Below are 21506 nucleotides of genomic sequence, written 5' to 3' on the forward strand. Positions count from 1 at the left end.
GTGCCGGAACGAAATCCGAGTGGTCACACGGTGAGAGGGTACCTCCGAATGAGCGTTATGACCGATCAGCTGAGCTTCACCCTCACGCAGTTACAGTATTTCGTGGTATCCGCCGAGCTGGGAAACATATCCGAGGCGGCGGAGAGGTTATGCACCTCGCAGTCAACGGTTTCCTCGGCCGTACGGCGGCTGGAACACCATCTCGGCGTACAGCTCCTTCTCCGCCATCACGCACGCGGGGTGAGCCTCACCCCGAGCGGCCGGCAGCTGCTGCAAGAGGCGCACATGCTGCTGGGGCAGGCGAGAAGCCTCAAGGCGCAGAGCGATTCACTGGTGAGTGAGATCTCCGGCACCATCGACGTCGGATTCTTCTTCCCGATCGCCCCGTTCCTCGTTCCGCTGACCTGCCGGCTGGCCAAAAGGCGCCACGCGGCACTTCAGGTGAATGTGCACGAGGAGTCCGCCGACAGAATCCTGGAGTTCCTCCGGACCGGCAGATGCGAACTGGTCGTCACCTACGACTTCCTGTCGGGAGAAGCGGAGTTCCATCCGCTGGTCCGGCTCCCCCTTTACGCCCTTCTGGCCAAGGACGATCCGAGAGCCGTGGAAGGCCGTATTTCGCTGGGGGAACTGGTGGCGCAACCACTTGTCACCCTGAGTTCCCCCTCTGTTGTCCGTCACTTCGAGCAGCTCTGTGTCAGCGCGGGTGCCCCGGTGCCCGAAGTGATCAAGACCACCACCCTGGAGACCATGCGCGGGCTGGTCGCCGCCGGCCTCGGGTTCGCGCTGATGTACCAACGCGCTTCGAGCGTGACCACGCTGGACGGCCGCGAGGTGCGCGCGGTCGAGATCATCGACGACATGAAGCCGTCGTCGATCGGGGTGGCCATTGTGCCCGGAGTCCCGGTGAGCGGCCGGGGCGAAGCCTTTCTGAAAGTGCTGCGGTCAGCGATCTCGATCAGTTACGGCATGACGGCACGTGGCTGATCCGACCGGCGGCCACGGACGTCCTCAACGCTCTGGGAGGCATCATGACCTTCGCCGTTCTCTTCCCCGGACAAGGGGCACAGGCCCGAGGGATGGGAGGGGACGTGTTCGGGAGCTACCCCGGACTCACACGGTTCGCCTGCGATCTCCTGGGCTACGATCTCGTCGCGCTCTGCCGGGACGACCCGGACGGCAGGCTGGCGCGGACGGAGTACACCCAGCCGGCGCTCTTCGTCGTGAACGCCCTGCGCACGTTCGAGAGGGAGCGCCGGGAGGCGCGCCGTGCCGACTACTACCTCGGGCACAGCCTCGGCGAGTACAACGCGCTGCTGGCCGCCGGGGTCTTCGACTTCGAGACCGGCCTCCGGCTGGTCAAGAGGCGCGGTGAACTCATGGCGGCGGCCTCCGCCGGAGGGATGACGGCGGTGCTGGACCTGCCGCCGGAGAGCCTTCTCGGCCTCCTCCAGCAGGACGGGGTCGACGGAATCGACCTGGCGGTCCTCAACACCGGCACCCAGTCCGTCGTCGCCGGCCCCGCCGAAGCCCTGAGCGCCGCGCACGAGGCACTCAAGCGGCGAGGCGTGCGCCATGTCCCCCTGCGGGTCGGCGGGCCGTTCCACTCGCGTTACATGCACCCGGCGCGCACCGAGTTCGAGACATATCTGAGGGAATTCACCTTCGCGGAACCGCATACTCCGGTGGTGGCCAACGCGACCGGACTTCCCTATGTGACGAGCGAGACCGTACGGACACTCTGCGACCAGATTGTCCGGCCCGTACGGTGGTCCGACAGTATCCGCCATCTGCTCGGGCAGGGATCCCCGCTGGAATACGAGGAGTTGGGGGGACGATTCCTCTCGAAAATGGTGAAGGAGATCGCTCTTCCACTCCAGGGCCGGGAAATATCTCATGCGTAACGATCGGACGGAAACGGTGATCTCATTGACAGAACCGCAGAGCGGTCCCATACTTTTCGCCTGCCTCCCGCACTCCGGTCAGCTCAATGCGGTGATCAGCGTCGCCGCCGAGCTGTCCCGGCGCGGGGTTCCCGATCTGTGGTTCGCCTGCGACCCCAGCCGGCGGGACGAAATCGAAGCCGCCGCGACCGGCACTCCCCTCCGGTTCATTCCGTTCGCGTGCGGGCCCACCCGCTCCGAGGTGGACGACTTCATTCTGGAGGAGAAGAAAGTCGGCCCGCGGGATCTGAGCGGACTCGCTCACTGGATATCGCAATTGCGTCACTTCGAGCACAGATACGCCGAGTACCGGGACTTTCTCGGCATCATCGACCGGATCCGTCCCGCTCTCATGGTCGTGGACACCATGACACTGGCCCCCCTCGACGCCGCGATGACCCGGGGGATCCCCTTCGCGGTCACACTCCCGGCCATGCCGAGTTTCGGCTTCACACTGCCATGGCTCTACCCCAGCCCCATCGCCTATCTGCCGAGGCGGATGAACGCCCGTCAGCACCTCTCGAACGCGGTCTTCAAGATGCGGTCGTCGCTCACCCTGCTCACCCGCACGCCCACGGTCGCCTTCGCCGTCAAGCGGAGGATCCTGGGCATCAAGAACGCGTCCGGCAGCCATGATGCCTACTACCGGGCAGCACAGTTGGTGCTCACCTCCTCCGTCTTCGGCCTGGAGTACGCCTTCCCCGTGCCACCCCATACCCATCTGGTCGGGGCGTTCCTGCCGGAAAACCCTCCTGACCGCATCGAGGATCCCGACCTGCTGGAGTGGCTGGACCGCGCCGCATCCGTGGTCTACCTCGGCTTCGGCACACTGAGCCGTCTCTCCCGCGACCAGATCCGCGCGCTGCTGACGGCCGTTCAGCGCCTTGGCCCGGCACACCAGTTCCTGTGGAAGCTGTCGAAGGAGCAGCAGGATCTGCTTCCGCCGCCCGAATCCCGGCCGGGCAACCTGCGCGTCGAAAGCTGGATTCCCTCACAGCTGAGCGTGCTCGCCCATCCCCATGTGCGGGTGTTCGTCACCCACGGCGGCTCCAACGGGTTCCACGAGTCGGTCCATTACGGCAAGCCCGTGCTCGTCCTGCCCGCGTGGCTCGACTGCTACGCCATCGCCCACCGCGCCGTCGACAGCGGCGTCGGGCTGGCCGTCGGCCGGCCCGCCGAGGTCACGGGCGACGAACTGACGGCCAAGCTCACCCGGCTGCTCACCGAGGACAGCTTCCACCGGAGCGCCGGCCACTGGTCCCAGCGCCTGCGCGCGGCGGGCGGGGTGACCCGCGCCGCCGACCTGCTGCTGGAACTGCGCGCCGGGCTGCCCGGCGCGGCATCGGACACCGCGCCGGACAGCCCCTGACCGCGTGCTCCCCGCCGAACGCCTCAGCGGCAGCCCGCCAGGGTGTTTGCGGCGGGCCCGGCCACCGGCGTCAGCCCGTAGAAGATACGCGGCGCGCCGTCCAGGGTGAGGGTCACCCGGCCCCGCACCGGTGCCAGGTCACGGCCGCGGCCGATCGAGTCCAGCTCGTGTACGGCGCTGCCCGCGCTGACCGTGAGCGAGGTCTTGGTCGGCCAGGGGTCGGCCCAGACCTCGGGAGCGGGGAAGTGCCCGACGGTCCGCGTGCCGGAGGTGTTCAGCAGATAGCCGTCGGCCCGGTTCCACAGGACGACCGCGGGTCCTTCGGGGGTGTCGAACCACAGACCGAAGGTCTTCGGGTCGGGGAAGGCCAAGTGGCCCCGGAACGTGGCCCGGTCGAGGGCGCGGGCGGCGGTCGCGTACGCCAGGAGCGACGGCTTCGGGCTGAGGTCGCGGTTCATCAGCCCGTAGTGGTACTCGACGTTGTCCGGGTCGGCGATCTGCGGCATGCCCAGCACACCGTCGTGGAACTGGTACCAGCACACACAGGTGACCCCTTCGGCCTTCGCCAGGGCCAGGGTCAGCAGGACGTTCTCGGCGGCGTGCCGGTAGGTGTCGTGCCACCAGCTGTTCGGCTTGGTCGGCGCGTATGCCTCGGTCAGCCAGATCTCCTTCTCGCCGTGCTGGGCCATCAGCGCCTTGAGCTGCTTCAGGCCGCCGTAGAAGTTCCAGTACGTGCCCTCGGAGCCGGTGCCCCAGCCGCTGCCCGGCGGGATGTAGTCAGGGGTGAAGTTCCCCCGGCCCGGGTGGTAGGCGAACGCGTCGATCAGATCCCAGCCGCCGGCGGCGATGAAGTTCTCCACCCAGGGCTTGTCCATCCCGGCGAGCCCGTTGTTCATCAGTTTGACGGCGGCGCCGGTCGCGGCCCGGCGGTCGAAGACCGGGCGCAGCGCCTTGTCCAGGTATGCCTGGGCGGCCACTCCGGTGTTGAACGGCCGGTTGAGTTCATTGCCGACCTCGAAGTACTCGGCTCCGGCGCCCTGCGCCACGGCCAGTTTGTCGGCCGCCCAGGCCGCGGCCTCCGTGTCGGTCACATCGAGGGACGGTTGCAGCTCGATGTTGTGGCGCATGCCCCGCGCGTCGAACGCCGAGGGCGGCAGGCCCGGCCCGCCGTCGTAGGCGATACGGACCAGGGAGACCCCGGCCCGCTGCCAGAGGTCGAGCACGGCATCGGCGCTGGGCCGTTGCAGCCAGGGGTAGTTGGCGACACCGAACATGCTGTCCGCGCCGGCCCGGTAGGTGAACTCCGGCAGGGTCGCGAGGTTGGTCCGCGCGAACGCCTCGTCGCCCGCGGACCGTACGACGACCTCGGCGAACACGACGCCGGCGGCCGGCGCGGGCACGGTGAAGGTGTGCTGCCAGGTGCCGGCCGCGGCGATACTGCCGCTCACGGTGGTGGCCGCGACCGTCGCACCGTCGAAGTCCCTTACGGACAGCTCCAGTTCCGCCGTACGCGCGGCACCGCCATTGGCCACCAGCGCGGTGAGCCGCATCGGCTCGCCGGGGGCGTCGTAGAGGTTGAAGTCGCTGTCGGTGGTCAGCTCGATGCCGAGTTCCTGTCCGCGGCCGATGGTGGCCGTGGCCGACGGCCTGGTCCCGGTGAAGAAGAAGTCGGCCCGGCTGGTCCACCCGCCGGCCGGGTCGGCCGTTCCCGGGGCGTGGATCCAGGTCGAGTTCGTCCACGCCTGGCGTGAGCGGTTCAGCAGGTACAGCCCGTGCAGAGTGCCCCAGGTCGAGGTGTGGGCGACACCGGCGGCTTCCTCGTACGGGATACCGCCCCCGCTGTCACGCACCCACTCGGCGATCGCGAGGTAGTCGTCGGGCGCGGTCGGGGCCTGGATCGCCCGGCTGAACAGGAAGCCGTCCGGCACCAGGGTGTCCGCGCCGGTGATCCGCCACTCCAGCCGGGCACGGCCGGTGGTCACACTGAACCAGCCGGTGACGGTGACCGCGCCGGCGGCGGCGTCGAAGGCGTAGTCCATCCGGATCGCCGGTGTCCCGTCCGGCAGGGCGGCCAGTACGGGAGTGCCGCCGGTCGACAGATGGATCCCGGTGAGCCGGTCCTTGATCTGGAACTTCGATCCGGCGCTGCGGGTGACCCCGGCCGCGTCACGGATGGCGAGCCGGCCGCCGGCGCTCGCCAGCAGGCTGATCCCGCCGGCGGCCAGGGTGACATCACCGGCCGCCGCGTGGGCCGTCACGGCGGTGGGTTCGGTGATCAGTACGACGCCGGCCGCGAGCACCGCGCCGAGCAGCCCGCGACGGCTGAGACGGGTGGGGTGGGCATCAGAGGGATTCATCGTCTGCTCCTGTCTGGCTGAAAGTCATCGTGATAATGCGTATCTTCAGCGACGTGGCATGGATGGTCTCCAGCGCGTGGGCCGTTGGTCAAGGGGTATTGCGTTTTTGTTTCGGGCGGTTTAACGTCACCGACGTCCGCTGAAGTTACGCATTATCAACGGAGGATCGATGCCAACGAAGCCGCGCCGGGTCACCCAGCGCGAGGTCGCCGAGATCGCAGGGGTCAGTCAGACCACCGTCTCGCTGGTGCTCAACGACCGTGACGGTACGAACGTGCGTATCCCGGAGGAGACCCGGGCCCGGGTCAAGCAGGCGCTGGAGGAGGCGACCTATGTCGCCGACCCGGCGGCCCGCCGGCTGGCCGGTCTGGACAACCAGATCATCGGCGTCTTCACCTACGAGGAAGCCCTCTCGCCCGAGAGCCTCGACTTCTACGGCCCGCTGCTCAACGGCATCGAGCGCACGGCCGAGGAGATCGGCTGGGACCTGCTGCTCTTCACCTCCTCGCCGGTGGAGAACGGCACCCGCAGCCTGTTCCACCGCAAGACACGGCTGCGGCTCACCGACGGCTGTGTCCTGCTCGGCCAGCAGATGGTCGGCTCCGAGCTGGAGCGCCTGGTCGCCGAGCAGTTCCCGTTCGTCGCGGTCGGCCGCCGGGACGAGACGGCCGCGGCCGTACCGTACGTCGGCATCGACTACGTCACCCCCGCGAACGCCCTGATCGACGAGGCAGCCCGGAGCGGACACCGGCAGGCCCTCTATGTGCACCGCGGCCGGGACACCGCCACCGCGCGGGACCGGCGCGGCGCGGTCGAGGCCGCCTCGGCGGCGTCCCGGATGGCGTTCATGCTGGTGGGCGAGGAGCGTGTGGCCGAGCTGCCCCGGCTCGCCCGGGCCACGGACGCCACACTGATCATCGCCGAGGACGCCTTCCTCACCGAGGACGTCATCCTCTCGCTCGTCGCCGCCGGGGTGGACGTGCCCGGCGAGATCTCGGTCGCCGCGTTCGGCGAGGTCCGCGGTCATCGCACCGGCGGCCGGGCGCTGACGGGCTTCCGCGTACCCCGCAGACAGGTCGCCGCCGAAGCGCTCGAACTGCTCCAGCAACTGATCACCACGGAGCCGCGGGAGTGGGCCGGTCTGGACACCCAGCGGCTCCTGGTGGCCGAGGTCGAAGAGGGCGACACCATCGCCGCCCCGGCAGGGGGACTCTCATGAACAGGATCACCACAGAGGTGGCGGTCATCGGCGGCGGACTCGGATCCGTGGCGGCCGCTCTCGCACTGCTCCAGCGCGGCCACCGCGTGGTCATGACCGAGGAGTACCCCTGGCTGGGCGGCCAGCTGACCTCACAGGCGGTGCCACCGGACGAACACATCTGGGTGGAGCAGTTCGGTGTGACCGCCCGCTACCGCACACTGCGCGAGAACATCCGCCGCTACTACCGGGACCACTACCCGCTGTCGGCCGAGGCCCGCGCCGACCGTGAACTCAACCCGGGGCGCGGCCGGGTGAGCCGGCTGTGCCACGAGCCGCGGGTGGCACTCGCGGTCATCGAGGCCCTCCTCGCACCGTACCGGTCGAGCGGCCGGCTGACCGTCCTGCAACCGGCGGTCCCGGTCGCGGCCGAGACCGTGGACGGAGTGGTCCGTACGGTCACGGTCGCCGATCCGCGCACCGGCGCGGAGCATGTGATCACGGCCCGGTTCGTCCTGGACGGCACCGAGACCGGTGACCTGCTGCCGCTGACCGGCACCGAGTACGCCGTCGGAGCCGAGGCGCGGTCCGACACCGGCGAGCCGAGCGCTCCCGACGCCGCCGACCCGGCCAATGTGCAGTCGATCGCGTGGTGCTTCGTCTTCGACCACGTACCCGGGGACCACACCATCGCCCGGCCCGACGACTACGACCACTGGCGCTCGTTCGAACTGCCCTACTGGGGCGCGCCGATGCTGTCGTTCACCGCGCCCAACCCGCGCACCCTGGTGCCGGAGCGGCGCACCATGCTCGTCAACCCGGAGCAGGACGTCTCCGGCGACCCGCGGTTCGACGCCGGGGACCAGGACCTGTGGCAGTTCCGGCGGATCGCCGCCCGGGGGACCTTCACCGAGGGGCTGTACGACAGCGACATCGTGCTGGCCAACTGGCCCCAGCTGGACTACGTCGGCGGCTCGATCATCGACACCGACGACCGCGCGTCCCATCTGGCCGCGGCGAAGGCGCAGTCCCGGGCCTACGTCTACTGGCTCCAGACCGAGGCACCCCGGCCCGACGGCGGCCGGGGCTGGCCGGGACTGCGGCTGCGCGGGGACCTGGTGGGAACGGACGACGGCTTCGCGCAGGCCCCGTACATCCGGGAATCGCGCCGGATCAAGGCGCTCACCACCGTCCGGGAGCAGGACATCTCGGTCGAGTCCCGGGGATCGCGCGGGCCGGCCCGGTTCGACGCGTCCGTCGGGGTGGGGATGTACCGGATCGACCTGCACCCCTCGACCGGCGGCGACAACTACATCGACGTCGAGTGCGCGCCGTTCGAGATCCCGCTGGGCGCCCTGGTCCCGGTCCGTACCCAGAACCTGATCCCCGCCGCCAAGAACATCGGCACCACCCACATCACCAACGGCGCCTACCGGCTCCACCCGGTCGAATGGAACATCGGCGAGTCCGCGGGCGAACTCGCCGCGTTCTGCCTCGACCGCGGAGCGAGCCCGCAGCAGGTCGCCGCCGACCCCGCACTCGTCGAGCGGCTCCAGCACCGGCTCACCGAAGCCGGCGTCGAACTCCACTGGCCCGAGGTCGTCGGCTACTGAGCCGGACCGGACAACCCCGCACGCCGCGAAGGGAACCACCATGATCAGAACCAGCAGGACGCTCAGTGCCGTCGCCCTGACGACGGTCCTCGCACTCGGTGCCGCCGCCTGTGGCGGACCGGCCACCGGCACCTCGGACAAGGCCGTAGAACTGCGGATGACGGTCTGGACCTCGGACAAGGACCAGCTGAAGCTGTTCGACAGCATCGCGGCCGCTTACCGGGCCGACCACCCCGACATCGCCAAGATCACCTTCGAGAGCCTCCCGTTCGCCGACTACAACGCGACACTCACCACCCAGATCGCGGGCGGCAACGCGCCGGACCTCGCCTGGATGGGGGACCTGTCGAAGGACCTCATCGCCTCCGACGCGCTCGTCGGGCTGACCGACACGTTCAAGGCGACCCCCGATTGGAAGTACGACGATCTGCTCGACAGTGTGACCGCGGAGTTCAGCCGTGACGGCACGCTGTACGCCTACCCGTTCTCCAACTCCCCGTACGCCCTCTACGTGAACACCGACCTGCTGGCCAAGGCCGGGCAGAAGATCGATCCGGCCGGCCTGACCTGGGACAAGGTCGCGGCAGCCGCGGCGACCGTCCACACCAAGACCGGCAAGGCCGGCCTCGTCATCCGCGACTTCGACTACAAGGCGTGGAACACACTGGCCACGGTGTGGACCGGCTGGGGCGCCTCCGCGTGGAGCGAGGACGGCAAGACCTGCACCTTCGACAGCCCCGAGATGCAGCAGGCGTTCACCTTCCTGCACGACGCGGCGTTCAAGACCGGGGCGATGCCCGGCCCCGGCACCACCGCCGACTTCTTCGCCGGTGACGCCGCCTTCACAGTCGCGCAGGTCTCCCGCGCCTCGCTGCTCACCGGCTCGTTCGACTTCGGGCTGTACCCGCTGCCCGCCGGCCCCAAGGGCGAGTACTCCGTCCTCGGCCAGGCCGGGATGGGTGTCCTGGCCTCCAGCAAGCACCGGAAGCAGGCGGCCGGCTTCCTCGCCTACCTGACCGACCCGGAGAACGCCGCCAAGCTGGCCCAGTACTTCCCGCCGCCGCGCAAGTCCCTGCTGACCGGCGACAAGCTCGCCGCGAACAACAAGGTCCTCAAGGCCGCCCAGCTCAAGGACGTGGTGGTCGACCAGCTGCCGGGCGCCGTCACCCTGCCCAATCACACCAGCCCGGCGGAGATCGCCCGGAAGGGCAAGACGGCGCTCGACGCGATGTGGCACGCCGACGCCGACATCCCGGCCGTACTGAAGTCGGTGTGCGCCGCGATCAAGCCGATTCTGGCCAAGTGAACGGGACACGGGCCGCCGAGCGGGCGGCCGCGAAGTCCACCGCCGGGTCCGCGGCCCCCTCGGGGACCGGGGGCCCGGCGGGTCCCGCGGTCCCCGCGCGTCCGTCCTTCTGGACGACCCGCCGCCGGGACTTCCTCACCGGCTATCTGTTCATCCTGCCCCAGCTCGTCGGGGTGCTGGTCTTCGTCGTGCTGCCGGTCGGCATGGCGGTCTGGTACAGCCTGAACGACTGGAACGTCCTCTCCGGCAAGCAGACCTTCGTCGGCGGTGACAACTACGCGGCCCTGGCCGACGATCCGCAGCTGCCCCGCGTGCTGCTGGCGACCGTGCTGTTCTCCGGCGGAGTGGTGGTCGTCAACATCGCCCTCGGGCTGCTGATCGCCATCCTTCTCAACCGCAAGTTCCGCGGCGCCACCCTGTTCCGGACGCTGTTCTTCTCGCCGGTGGTGGTCTCCGTGGTCGCCTGGACCCTGGTCTGGGGCTTTCTGCTCCAGGACAACGGCGGCATCAACGGCATGCTGGCCACGGTCGGGATCGACGGGCCGAACTGGCTCCAGGAAGGCGACACCGCGATGGTCTCGGTGGTCATCTCCCAGGTGGTGCGCAGCGTCGGTGTCAACATGGTGCTCTTCCTGGCGGCCCTCCAGGGCGTGCCGCGGGAGCTGTACGAGGCCGCCCGTATGGACGGTGCCAACAGCCGTACGGTCTTCACCCGGATCACCCTGCCGATGATCTCCCCGACGGTGCTGCTGACCGTCATCGTCACGGTGGTCGGAGCGTTGCAGTCCTTCGCCCAGATCGCCGTCCTGACCGGCGGCGGACCGGGGCTGTCCACCACGGTCCTCGTGTACTACGTGTTCCAGCAGGCTTTCGAGTTCAACAACATCGGCTACGGCTCGACGCTGGCCCTGATGCTGCTGTCCTTCGTCATGCTGCTCACCATGCTGCAATGGCAGCTGCGCCGTAAGTGGGTGTTCTATGAGGACTGACAGAGTCCGGCCGGTGCTGCTGGTGATCGCGCTGAGTGTGATGGCGATCCCGTTCGTGGTGCCGACGGTCTGGATGGTCGCCGCGTCGGTGAAACCACTCGCGGAGATTTTCGAGGCCCCGCCGTCGCTGTGGACCGACTCGCCGACCCTGGCCGCGTACCGCGAGGCGTTCACCTTCCAGCCCTTCGCCCGGCAGTACTTCAACAGTGTCTATATCGCCGTACTGGTCACACTGATCACGCTGCTGGTGTCCAGCCTGGCCGGGTACGCCTTCGCCCGGATCCGGTTCCCCGGTGCCAACGCGCTGTTCCTGGTGGTGCTGACCGGGATGCTGGTGCCGAGCGAAGTGACGATCGTGCCGCTGTTCCAGCTGTTCAAGTCCGTCGGCCTGATCAACACCCACTGGCCGCTGATCCTGGTGACCGCGCTGGCCGGGCCGTGTGTGCTGGCCACGTTCATCATGCGGCAGTTCTTCATCGCGCTCCCCGTCGAACTGGAGGAGGCCGGCCGTCTCGACGGTCTCGGCCGTCCCGCGATCTGGTGGCGGATCTGTCTGCCGCTGGCCCGGCCGGCCCTGTCGGCGGTGGCGATCCTGACGTTCCTCGCCTCCTGGAACCTCTATCTGGAACCCACGGTGTACCTCACATCACCGGAACTGTTCACCCTGCCCCAGGCCCTGACCCGGTTCGCCGACTCCTACGGCGGCCCGATGTGGAACACCCAGCTCGCCGCCGCCACGATGACCGTCCTGCCGATGCTGACCGTCTTCGTGCTGGCCCAGCGCCACTTCATCGAAGGACTCTCCCACTCCGGCCTCAAATGAACCTTCTGGTGCCGCTGTGGTGCGGGGTGTGGGGGGTGGTGGCGCTGGCCGGGTTCGGTATGTCCGTGGCCGGGGTGACCAGGGAGCAGCGGACGGTGCGGCTGGTGGGCCGGATTGTGCGGGTGCGGGTGCCTGTGCACGGTGGTTCGCGGGCGGGTGGGGTGTCGGTGGTGGTCTCCTACCGTGATCCGGTCTCGGGCCGGGAGGTGACGGTGACGAACGACGGTGAGCGGGGGGATACGGTCGCGGTGGCGTGGGTGGGCCGGGAGATCGGGGTCGCCCATCTGCGGGGCAGGCCGCACGCGTACCGGTTCACCGGTGTGCCGCTGGAGCCCGGTCGGGGACTGTTCCTGCCGGGGGTCGCGGTCTTCCTCGTCTATGCCGGGCTGGTGGTCCTCGCCGCGGTCGAGTGGGGGTGGCCGTGGGCGCTGGTCGGCCTCGGCGGGCCGTGGGCGGTCTTCGGCACCGCGCATCTGCCCGGGGCGGTCCGCGCGAAGGACCGCCGTGTCGAGCGGCTGGCCGCGATGGACACCGTCCCGGGCAGGGTCGTCGCGGTCCTGAAGGACGTCACCGTCGACCAGGACGACGGCCACACCGCGACCACCCTCACCCCCGTCATCGAATTCACCACCCGCGAGGGCACGGCCGTCACGGCCTACTGCACCACCCACCTGCCGGACCCCGCCCACGCACACGGCCGGGACCTCACCGTCCACTACACCCCCACCGACCCGGCCGACTTCACACTGAACCCCACCGCCGACCAGCACGCGGCACAACGCGAAATGATCTTCGACCTCACCGTATCCGCCACACTCGTGACGGCACTCATCACCGGGGTCACACTGCTGCTCTGAGGCAGTGCCGTTCCGAGGCACTGCTGATCCGGGGCGGCCGGGGCGCTTACCAGCGCCCCGGCCGCCCCCTCGGCGTTCCGGCGCGCTTTCCGTGCGCCGACGTCGTCCGAAACGCCCGCCGTAGTTCATCTCGACGACACCTCTTGACTAGGGACATCCCTGTACCTACGCTCCAGGTTGTTTATAGTTGTCCCCATACAAGGGTGCGGTGTGTCGATGAAGATCGCTGTTGTCGGAAGTTACGGGGCCGGCCTCACCATGCGAGTGCCCAGGGCGCCCGAGGCGGGGGAGACCGTCTCGGGCGGTGTGTTCGATCCCGGCCCGGGCGGCAAGGGCAGCAACCAGGCCATCGGCGCCGCCCGGCTGGGCGCCGAGGTCTCCCTGCTGACCGCCGTGGGCGACGACGACTTCGGGCGGGCCGCCCGCGCGCTCTGGCGGGCCGAGGGGGTCGACGCCACGCACGTACTGACGGCGCGCGCCCCCACCATGGTCGGTTTCATCCTGGTCGAGCCGTCCGGGGAGAACCGGATCGCCATCGCGCCCGGCGCCCTGGACGAGCTGGACGCCGCCGCCGTCGCCCCGTACCGGGCGGAGATCGCCGCGGCCGACATCCTGGTGGTCTCCATGGAGATCCCCGAGGAGGCCGTCGCCGCCGCCCTGCGCGCGGGCCGGCTGGCCGGGACCACGACCCTGCTCAACCCCGCGCCCGCCCGGCCGCTGCCGCCGGACCTCTGGCCGCTCATCGACGTGATCACCCCGAACCAGACCGAGGCCCCCGTCCTGCTCGGCCTCGGCGCGGGACACGGGCTCACGGACGAGGAGCTGGTCCAGGCGCTGCGGGAGCGTACGGGAGGCGCCGCCGTCCTGACCCGGGGCGGCGGGGGAGCACTGGTCGCGCGGCCGGCCGGGGTGACGGCCGTCCCTCCGTACCCCGCCGAGGCCGTCGTCGACACCACCGGCGCCGGGGACTCCTTCACCGCCGCGCTCGCCGTCGCCCTCGCCGAGGGCCACGACCTGGACCGCGCGGTCGGGTTCGCCGCTGCGGCGGGCTCCCACACCGTGACCATCGCCGGGGTCGTTCCCGCCCTGCCCACCAGAGACCAGCTGAACGCCCGGATTGGAAGCACCCGATGACCTCGATCACCACACCGGCGAGGGAACTCCCCCTCCCGCTGCGCAGACTGCTGCACGCCCGCGAGTCCGGGGTCTTCGCGGCCCTCGTCGCGCTCTTCGTCCTGGGTGTGGTGCTCTCCCCGAGCTTCGCCCAGTCCGACAACCTGCTCTCGGTCGGCCAGCAGATCGCCCAGATCGGCATCATGGCCGCCGGTGTGACCTTCGTGATCCTCAACGGCGAGATCGACCTGTCCGTCGGCTCCATCTACGCGCTGTCGGCGATCTCCACCGGGATGCTGATCTCGGACGGCTGGAGCTGGCCCCTGGCGATGCTCGCGGGGCTCGTGGTGGGGGTGCTGGCCGGGCTGCTCAACGGGCTGGCCGTCGTCGTCCTCGGTGTGCCGTCGTTCATCGTCACCCTCGGCACCCTCAGTGTGTTCCGCGGCCTCGCCCTGCTCATCTCCGACGGCGCCCCCATTTCCCTCAGCTCCTCCCAGCCCGGCGTCGCCGAGTTCAACCTGCTGGGGCAGGGCGAGCTGTTCGGCCTGATACCGATGCAGTTCGTCATCTTCGCCGTCGTCGCCGCCATCGGCGTGGTGCTCCTGTCCCGCTCGCGCTTCGGCTTCAACACGTACGCCGTCGGCGGCAATCAGGAAGCCGCCCGTCTCGTCGGTGTCAACGTCAAGCGGGTCAAGCTGACCGCCTTCGTCCTCTCCGGCTTCACCGCCGCCCTCGCGGGAGTGCTCGGCCTCTCCTTCCTCTCCTACGTCCAGGGCGTCACCGGACAGGGCATGGAACTCACCGTGATCTCCGCGGTCATCATCGGCGGCGCGGCCCTCTTCGGCGGCTCCGGCACGATGTGGGGCACCGTCATCGGTGTCGCCTTCATCGGACTGCTCCAGAACATCCTCAACATCAAGGGGATCTCCTCCTTCTGGCAGACCGTCGTCACCGGCCTGGTGATCGTCGCCGCCGTCGCGGCCGACACCTGGCAGCGCCGGCGCAAGACCCGGGCCTGACCGGGCCCGCGCCGCCGCCTCTCCCGCCCCGGCAGCCCTTTCCCCTCAGCCTCGCATCCACGACAAAGGAGTCACGATGTCCCCTCGCACCCTCCTCAGAAGCCTCGTCGCCGCGACCGCCGCGACGGCCGCCCTCGGCCTCACCGCCTGCGGCGCCGTCACCTCCGCCAACGGCGGCGGCGCCTCCGACGACGGATCCTTCAAGCTCGCCTCCTACATCCAGCAGCGGATCGACGACGGCAAGCCGATGCGCATCAAGCTCAGCTACCACGACCCCTCCCTGGCCTTCGCCACCCCGATCGGCGCCGGCATGAAGAAGGCCGGCAAGGAGCTGGGCGCCGAGACCGCCCTCATCGGCCCCACCGGCGGTGACGCCGCCAAGCAGGTGTCGGAGATACAGACACTCATCCAGCAGAAGGCCGTGGACGGGCTCGCCGTCTCCTCCGCGTCCAGCGACGCGCTGAAGCCGGTCATCGCCCAGGCCCACAAGGCGGGCATCCCCCTCATCTCCTTCAACACCGACAACCCCGACTCCCAGCAGATGGGCTTCGTCGGCCAGGACCTCAAGGCATCCGGCGAGGCCCAGGCCACCCGGCTCGTGAAGGAGCTGGGCGCGACCAAGAAGGGCAAGGTCGTCGTCTTCTCCGTGGACACCGGCGCCGGCTGGTCCCACGACCGGTTCGGCGGCTTCAAGAAGGGCCTGGACGGCAGCGGCCTGGAGATCGTCGGCCCGGTGAACGTCGGCAACGAGCCCAGCGCCGCGTACAACACCGTCGAGTCCACCATGTCCGGACAGTCCGGTGTGGTGGCCGTCGCCGGACTCGACTGCTGCTCCACGACCGCCGCGGCCAAGTGGGTCTCCCGCTCCGGCGACAAGGACGCCCTCGTGACGGTCGGCTTCGATCTGCTTCCCCAGACCGCCGAGTACCTGCGCAGCGGCGTCATCGACTTCACGATCAGCCAGAACCCGGCCAAGCAGGGCTACGAGGCGGTCAAGGTGCTCAACGACTTCCTCACCAAGGGCACCGAGATCACCGGTGTGAACACCGGAGCCCAGTTCGTCACCCGCGCCAACCTCGACGAAGCGACGGTGGAGAAGTGACGGCCCCCGCCACGCCCGGAGGCCCCGCGGACACCACCGCGCCGGACGGCACCGCGGCGCGGGCGGACACCACCGCGCCGGCCATCAGCGTCCGCGGTCTGTCCCGCAGCTTCGGCGCGGTGCGCGCCCTCACCGACGTCTCCTTCGACGTACCCGCCGGAGAGGTCACGGCGCTGCTCGGTGAGAACGGCGCCGGCAAGTCGACCCTCCTCAAGATCCTGGCCGGTCTCCAGCCGCCCAGCGCGGGCGGTGTGACCGTCTTCGGCGAGGAGGTCACCTCCTTCGACCCCAGTACGATGCTCGACCGGCACGGCGTCGCGATCGTCCCGCAGGAACTCTCCCTGCTGCCCGACCGCAGTGTGGCGGAGAACGTCCTCAGCGGGGTCGAACCGGGACACCGCTGGTTCCCCTCCCGGCGGCAGATGCTGGAGCGTACCGCCGCGCTCCTCGCCGAACTGGACCTCCGGCTGGACCCGGCGACCCCCGTACGCTCGCTCGACCTCGCCACCCAGCAGCTCGTCGTGGTGGCCCGGTCCGTCGCCCGTGGCTGCCGCGTCCTGATCCTGGACGAGCCGACGGCGATGCTCACCCCGGCCGAGGCCGAGCGGCTGTTCACCCTGATGGGCAGCCTCAAGGCGGCCGGCACGACCATGCTCTACGTCTCGCACCGTATGCCCGAGGTCTTCCAACTGGCCGACCGTATCGAAGTGTTGCGCGACGGTGCGCATGTCGCCTCGTGGCGCAACACGGAGACGACCCCCGAGCGGGCGGTCGCCGCCATGGTCGGCCGCGAGCTGGGACAGTTCACCCGCCGCGCGGCACACCGCGGCGACCCGGCGGTCCGGCCGGCCCTGAGCGTCCGCGAGCTGAGCGGACGCCGGCACCGCGCCATCTCCTTCGACCTCCGGCCCGGTGAGATCCTCGGCGTCGCCGGGCTGCCCGACTCCGGCCGGGTGGAGCTGCTCCACAACATCTTCGGCGGCGAGCGGGGCACCGGCGGCACCGTGGAACTGCTCGGCGAGCCCTACGAACGGCGCGACCCCATCGCCAGTGTCGGGCGCCGGCTGGCGTTCGTCCCCGGCGAGCGCCGCGCCCAGGGGCTGCTGACCACCATGAGCGTCGGCGAGAACGTCGGCGCCCTGACCACCAAGGCGTTCAGCCGCTTCGGACTGCTCCGCCGCGGCGCCTTCGACCGGCGGGCGGCCGAACAGGCGAAGCGGATGCGGGTCAAGACCGCCACCATGGGCCAGCCCATCACCAGCCTCTCCGGCGGCAACCAGCAGAAGGCCGTCCTGGGCCGCTGGCTGGCGATCAACCCCGGTGTGCTGATCCTCGACGAACCCACCCGGGGCGTGGACGTCGGCGCCAAGGCCGAGATCTACGAGCAGCTGTTCGCGCTGGCGGAGAAGGGCCTCGCCATCCTCTGCTCCTCCTCCGACCTCCCCGAACTCCTCACCCTGACCGACCGGATCGCGGTGCTGAGCGAGGGCCGGCTGGCGGGCACGGTCGAGACCGCGGACGCCACCGAGGAATCCGTGATGACCCTGGCGACCGGGGCGGCCCCGGCCGCCTGAGCCCCGCCCGTACCGCCCCCGCGCCCCACCGAAAGGAACCCACCATGAAGCGAACCGGCATCCTCAACGCCGAACTGAGCGGGGCCCTGGCCACACTCGGCCACACCGATCTGCTGCTCGTCGTGGACGCGGGCTTCCCCGTCCCGCGCGACGCCCACCGGATCGATCTGGCCCTCGCCGAGAACCTCCCGGACCTGCGCACCGTGCTCGGTCTGATCGCCGACGAGCTGGTCGTCGAGGGGGTGGTACGCGCCGAGGACGTGCCCACCCACAACCCGAGGCTCGACGCATGGCTGCGCGACCGCTTCGCCGGCGCCGAGTTCACCACCCGCCCGCACGCCGAGGTGCTCGGCGAACTGGCCCGTACGGCCAAGGTCGTTGTCCGCACCGGCGCCTTCGAGCCCTGGGGCAACATCGGTCTGTTCTGCGGGGTGGACGCCCCCCGCTGGTTCGGCGGAGAGGGCGTCGTCGTCCCCGAGCAGTACGCGTCCAAGGTCTGACCGCGCCCCGCCCTCACCCCCATGCGCACCCCCACTTCCCACTCTTCCGTCTCACCCGCTTCCACCACAGGAGATGCTCCCGTGTTCGACACCACCCCCACCGCCACCGAACCGACCCTCAGCCCCGCCGAGTTGGCGCCCTACATTCAGCACACGAGAATCGAACCGAACGCGTCCCGGGACGATATGGTGGCCCACGCCCAGGAAACGATCACTCACGGCTTCAACGCCGCGATGGTCCCGGCCTCCTGGGTGCCCCTCGTGGCGGCCGAGCTGCGCGGGACCGGGATCGGTGTCGCCTCGGCCCTCGACTTCCCCACCGTCGGTGTCATGACCAGCGCCGGCAAGGCGGCCGAGGCCGCCGAGATCGCCCGGCTCGGCGCCACCCAGATCGACATCGGCGTACAGATCGGCTGGCTCAAGAGTGGTATGTACGACGAGTTCCGGGAGGACATCGCCGGGGTGGTCCGCGCCTCGGGCCTGCCCGTCAAGGTCATGCTGGAGCTGCCGCTGCTCACCGACGCGGAGAAGGAGGCGGCCGTCGAACTCGCGATGGAGGCCGGCGCCGCCTACCTGAAGAACGCCAGCAGCGGGCAGATCGAGACGGCGAACCCGACCAGTGTTCGCTACCTTGTTGACCGGGCCCGGGACGGCGTCCTGGTGAAGGCGTCCGGGTCCATCAAGAGCTACGGTCAGGCTCTGGAGCTTCTGCGCGCCGGTGCCGTCCTGCTCGGCACCAGCGCCGGGATATCGATCATCACCGACACCGGCGACGCCTCCACCACCAGTTACTGACCAGTGGACGCCGTGCCCCGGGCACCCTCGCCCCGGGGTACGGCGCGACCGCTTCCCGAGAGGAGCAGCATGACCGCGACGGCCGACGAAGGTGGTCCTGCGGACATCAAACGTGACGTCCCCACGGCGATCCACGTCCAGATCTCGGAGCACATCCGGCTGCGTATCGCGGGCGGTGAGTGGCCGGCCCACTACCGCCTCAAGAGCGAGCCCGAGCTGGCCCAGGAGTTCGGCGTCAGCCGCGGCACGGTACGGCGCGCCCTGGCGACCCTCATCGAGGAAGGGCTGCTGCGGCAGGTACGGGGGCGCGGCACCTACGTCACCTCCACGGTGATCGAGCCCGCCATCGCCCAGAAGCTGAGCACCCTCTCGGAGGACTTCGCCAGCCAGGGCATCGTCACCTCCACCGCCGTACGGGAGTGCTCCCTGATAGCCCCGCCCCGCCCGGTCGCGGCCCTGCTGGACCTGGCCCCCGGCAGCACCCCCGTGCTGCGTCTGGTACGGGTGCGCAGCACGGTGGAGGGACCGGTCGCCCTGCTGTTCAACTTCGTGCGCACCGATCTCGCGCCGGGCATCGAGGACGTCGACTTCAGCACGACGAGCCTCTTCGGAGTCCTGGAGGGCACCTACGGTCTGAAGATCGCCACGGCCCGCCGTACCTTCAGCGCCGAGGCCGCCTCACCCGAGGTCGCGGACGCCCTGACACTGGCGACGGGCCGGCCGGTGCAGTACCTCCAGCAGGTCACCTATCTCGCCGACGGCCGTCCGGTGGAGTACTCCGACGTATGGATCCACAGCGGCCGGCTGCGGATGACCTCGCTTCTGCTGCGCAGATGACCCGTCCGTCTCCCCGGCGTCGCCCGGGGAGACGAGAGGCGCCGCCAACGCGCCCGTACCGGACCGCCGTTGACCGCGCGGTCCGGTACGGGCGCGTTGTGATGCGTCGGGGTGCGTTGCGACGCGTTGAGGGCCGCGCGTGCGGACGGGCCGCGCCCCCCACGTGACCCAGGTCACTCCGGGGTCTTCTTGGCGCAGGCCCCTCTCCCGTGTCACTCTTTCCGCACACCCTCCCTGCCCGGAAACATCCGCGCGGCAGTGGACGGTACGCCGCCCGCCGAAGTCCACAGGCGAGGCCGAGCCCCCTGTGACGTACTCCGGTCGGCCGTGCCGTCCGGGCGACCGACGTTTCTTCCCCTTGACGGACCGGTGCGACTCAGCGCCCTGCCGCAACTCCCTTGCAGTCGCGATTCAGAGGATGTGGATCCCCGCCATGCCGAGGCTATGCAAGCCGGCGATGAATGCGCCTGAACACGTCATCACAGCGGAAGAGACCCTGGAATTCGCCGCCAGAGCCCATGCCGGCAAGCCGCAACTCCCTCTGGCGCTGCGTCTGATCCGCAACACCGGTGTGCAGAAGCGGCACATCGTCCAGCCCATCGAGATGACGCTCCGCCACCCGGGCCTGGAGGAGCGCAACCGTGTCTACGAGGCCGAGTCCAAGAAGCGGACGCCCCGGGTCATCGAAGAGGCCCTGGCCAACGCCGAACTGAGGGCCCGTGACATCGACGCCCTCATCTATGTGTCGTGCACCGGCTTCCTGATGCCGTCGCTGACGGCCTGGCTGATCAACAACCTGGGCTTCCGCTTCGACACCCGGCAGATCCCCATCGCCCAACTCGGCTGCGCCGCCGGGGGAGCGGCGATCAACCGGGCCCACGACTTCTGCACGGCCCACCCCGGCAGCAACGTCCTGATCGTGTCCTGCGAACTGTGCTCGCTCTGCTACCAGCCCGACGCGGACGACATCGGCTCACTGCTCTCGGACGGTCTGTTCGGGGACGCGGTCGCCGCCGCCGTCGTACGGGGCGAGGGAGGCGTCGGCATCGACCTGGAACGCAACGCCTCCTACCTCATCCCGGGCACCGAGGACTGGATCTCCTACGCCGTCAAGGACACCGGATTCCACTTCCGGCTGGACCGCCGGGTGCCCGGAACCATGGAGCCGCTCGCGCCGGTCCTGCGCGAGCTGGCCAAGGACCACAGCTGGGACGTCGGCAAACTCGACTTCTACCTCGTCCACGCCGGCGGTCCACGCATCCTCGACGACCTCGCGAAGTTCCTCGACGTCGACCGCACCGTGTTCCGGCACAGCTGGTCGACCCTGCGCGAGTACGGCAACATCGCCAGCGCCGTCGTACTGGAGGCGGCCCGCAGGCTGTTCGAGGAGCCCCCGGCCCCCGGTGCGACCGGTCTGATCGCGGGCTTCGGCCCCGGAATCACCGCCGAGATGGCGCTCGGCACCTGGGCGGCCGACGACGTTCCCGGGACCTTCGCCTGAACACCCGCGCGAGCAAAGGAAGCGGAGCCATGAGCGACCTCATCATCCCGGCGGGCGCCGGGAGAAAGCTGGTCACCCCGGCACAGCAGGTCACCTTCAAGGCCACCGGGGAGATGGGATCCTCCATCTCGGTCTTCGAGGTGGTCGTCCCGCCCGGATTCGATGTGGGGGCGCATGTCCACACCCGTTCGCAGGAGTTCTTCTACGTCCTGGAAGGGGAGCTGGACCTGTTGTGCTTCGAGCCGGCCGAGCGAACGGCGGACACCTGGCACCACTGGGAGTCCGCCAAGGGCGACCGGGTCGTGCGCGCCGGTGAGGGCAGCTGCATGTTCGTACCCCCCGGCACCCCGCACGCGTTCCGCAACGCCACGGACCAGCCCGTGAAGATGCTCTTCCAGAGCTATCCCTCGCCCGAACACGAGTCGTACTTCGAGGAGATCGCCGAGATCTGGTCGCGCGGCACCGCCGTGGACCCCGCGGCCGTGGCGGCGATGCGCCGACGGTACGACGTCTCCCAGATCACACCACTGCGCTTCGCACCGCCGCCGGACACCGCCACCGCGTCCCCCGGCCCGGACACGAACGCGCCGAGGAGCGGAAGGTGACCGCC

At 69.8% G+C, this 21506-nt stretch carries 19 protein-coding genes; 18 read left to right on the top strand and 1 reads right to left on the bottom strand.

The window, feature by feature from the left end:
- Nucleotides 1-57: 57 nt before the first annotated feature.
- The 3 genes from DVK44_RS34220 (at nucleotide 58) to DVK44_RS34230 (ending at nucleotide 3312) form a co-directional block, all read left to right on the top strand.
- Complete coding sequence (locus DVK44_RS34220) at nucleotides 58-987, top strand: LysR family transcriptional regulator (protein WP_114664494.1); 930 nt, start codon at nucleotides 58-60, stop codon at nucleotides 985-987.
- A gap of 44 nt (nucleotides 988-1031) precedes the next feature.
- Complete coding sequence (locus DVK44_RS34225; RefSeq protein WP_114664495.1) at nucleotides 1032-1904, top strand: acyltransferase domain-containing protein; 873 nt, start codon at nucleotides 1032-1034, stop codon at nucleotides 1902-1904.
- A gap of 91 nt (nucleotides 1905-1995) precedes the next feature.
- Nucleotides 1996-3312, top strand: coding sequence for a glycosyltransferase (locus DVK44_RS34230; RefSeq protein WP_162794212.1), 1317 nt, complete (start codon nucleotides 1996-1998; stop codon nucleotides 3310-3312).
- Between the two features lie 23 nt (nucleotides 3313-3335).
- On the opposite strand, the gene DVK44_RS34235 is transcribed toward DVK44_RS34230, so the two are convergent.
- Nucleotides 3336-5669 (bottom strand): hypothetical protein, encoded by a 2334-nt coding sequence (locus DVK44_RS34235; RefSeq protein ID WP_114664497.1) that lies wholly within the window; start codon nucleotides 5667-5669, stop codon nucleotides 3336-3338.
- A gap of 169 nt (nucleotides 5670-5838) precedes the next feature.
- Here DVK44_RS34235 and DVK44_RS34240 point away from each other — a divergent pair, with 169 nt between their 5' ends.
- The 15 genes from DVK44_RS34240 (at nucleotide 5839) to DVK44_RS34310 (ending at nucleotide 21501) form a co-directional block, all read left to right on the top strand.
- A complete protein-coding gene (locus DVK44_RS34240) occupies nucleotides 5839-6888 on the top strand; it encodes a LacI family DNA-binding transcriptional regulator (protein WP_114664498.1) in 1050 nt (349 codons plus the stop codon).
- Complete coding sequence (locus DVK44_RS34245) at nucleotides 6885-8480, top strand: FAD-dependent oxidoreductase (RefSeq protein WP_181957588.1); 1596 nt, start codon at nucleotides 6885-6887, stop codon at nucleotides 8478-8480. The genes DVK44_RS34240 and DVK44_RS34245 overlap by 4 nt, the downstream gene beginning before the upstream one ends.
- A 40-nt stretch (nucleotides 8481-8520) precedes the next feature.
- On the top strand, nucleotides 8521-9786 hold the full coding sequence (locus DVK44_RS34250) for an ABC transporter substrate-binding protein (RefSeq protein WP_114664499.1): 1266 nt from the start codon (nucleotides 8521-8523) through the stop codon (nucleotides 9784-9786).
- A complete protein-coding gene (locus tag DVK44_RS34255; RefSeq protein WP_114664500.1) occupies nucleotides 9783-10775 on the top strand; it encodes a carbohydrate ABC transporter permease in 993 nt (330 codons plus the stop codon). Before DVK44_RS34250 ends, DVK44_RS34255 begins: the two co-directional genes overlap by 4 nt.
- The gene (locus tag DVK44_RS34260; protein ID WP_181957589.1) at nucleotides 10765-11598 is read left to right on the top strand and encodes a carbohydrate ABC transporter permease; all 834 of its coding nucleotides are present in this window, start codon (nucleotides 10765-10767) and stop codon (nucleotides 11596-11598) included. Before DVK44_RS34255 ends, DVK44_RS34260 begins: the two co-directional genes overlap by 11 nt.
- Nucleotides 11595-12455 carry a DUF3592 domain-containing protein gene (locus tag DVK44_RS34265; protein ID WP_114664501.1) on the top strand — a complete coding sequence of 287 codons (861 nt, stop codon included), beginning with the start codon at nucleotides 11595-11597 and terminating at the stop codon, nucleotides 12453-12455. The genes DVK44_RS34260 and DVK44_RS34265 overlap by 4 nt, the downstream gene beginning before the upstream one ends.
- A gap of 216 nt (nucleotides 12456-12671) precedes the next feature.
- Nucleotides 12672-13589: a ribokinase gene (locus DVK44_RS34270; protein WP_114664502.1), complete on the top strand. Its 918-nt coding sequence runs from the start codon at nucleotides 12672-12674 to the stop codon at nucleotides 13587-13589.
- Nucleotides 13586-14587 (top strand): ABC transporter permease, encoded by a 1002-nt coding sequence (locus DVK44_RS34275; protein ID WP_114664503.1) that lies wholly within the window; start codon nucleotides 13586-13588, stop codon nucleotides 14585-14587. The genes DVK44_RS34270 and DVK44_RS34275 overlap by 4 nt, the downstream gene beginning before the upstream one ends.
- 76 nt (nucleotides 14588-14663) lie before the next feature.
- On the top strand, nucleotides 14664-15689 hold the full coding sequence (locus DVK44_RS34280) for a sugar ABC transporter substrate-binding protein (RefSeq protein ID WP_114664504.1): 1026 nt from the start codon (nucleotides 14664-14666) through the stop codon (nucleotides 15687-15689).
- Nucleotides 15686-17263, top strand: a complete 1578-nt coding sequence (locus tag DVK44_RS34285; RefSeq protein WP_114664505.1) for a sugar ABC transporter ATP-binding protein — start codon at nucleotides 15686-15688, stop codon at nucleotides 17261-17263. Before DVK44_RS34280 ends, DVK44_RS34285 begins: the two co-directional genes overlap by 4 nt.
- Nucleotides 17264-17307: 44 nt before the next feature.
- Entirely contained in the window at nucleotides 17308-17763 is a 456-nt protein-coding gene (rbsD, locus tag DVK44_RS34290) for a D-ribose pyranase (RefSeq protein WP_114664506.1), read from the top strand.
- An 81-nt stretch (nucleotides 17764-17844) separates the two neighbouring features.
- Nucleotides 17845-18558, top strand: coding sequence for a deoxyribose-phosphate aldolase (gene deoC / locus DVK44_RS34295; protein WP_228447489.1), 714 nt, complete (start codon nucleotides 17845-17847; stop codon nucleotides 18556-18558).
- Between the two features lie 69 nt (nucleotides 18559-18627).
- The gene (locus tag DVK44_RS34300) at nucleotides 18628-19395 is read left to right on the top strand and encodes a GntR family transcriptional regulator (protein ID WP_114664508.1); all 768 of its coding nucleotides are present in this window, start codon (nucleotides 18628-18630) and stop codon (nucleotides 19393-19395) included.
- A 433-nt stretch (nucleotides 19396-19828) separates the two neighbouring features.
- On the top strand, nucleotides 19829-20896 hold the full coding sequence (locus DVK44_RS34305; protein ID WP_114664509.1) for a type III polyketide synthase: 1068 nt from the start codon (nucleotides 19829-19831) through the stop codon (nucleotides 20894-20896).
- Between the two features lie 29 nt (nucleotides 20897-20925).
- The gene (locus DVK44_RS34310) at nucleotides 20926-21501 is read left to right on the top strand and encodes a cupin domain-containing protein (RefSeq protein WP_114664510.1); all 576 of its coding nucleotides are present in this window, start codon (nucleotides 20926-20928) and stop codon (nucleotides 21499-21501) included.
- Nucleotides 21502-21506: the final 5 nt, after the last annotated feature.

Source organism: Streptomyces paludis, assembly GCF_003344965.1.
Lineage (GTDB): Bacteria > Actinomycetota > Actinomycetes > Streptomycetales > Streptomycetaceae > Streptomyces > Streptomyces paludis.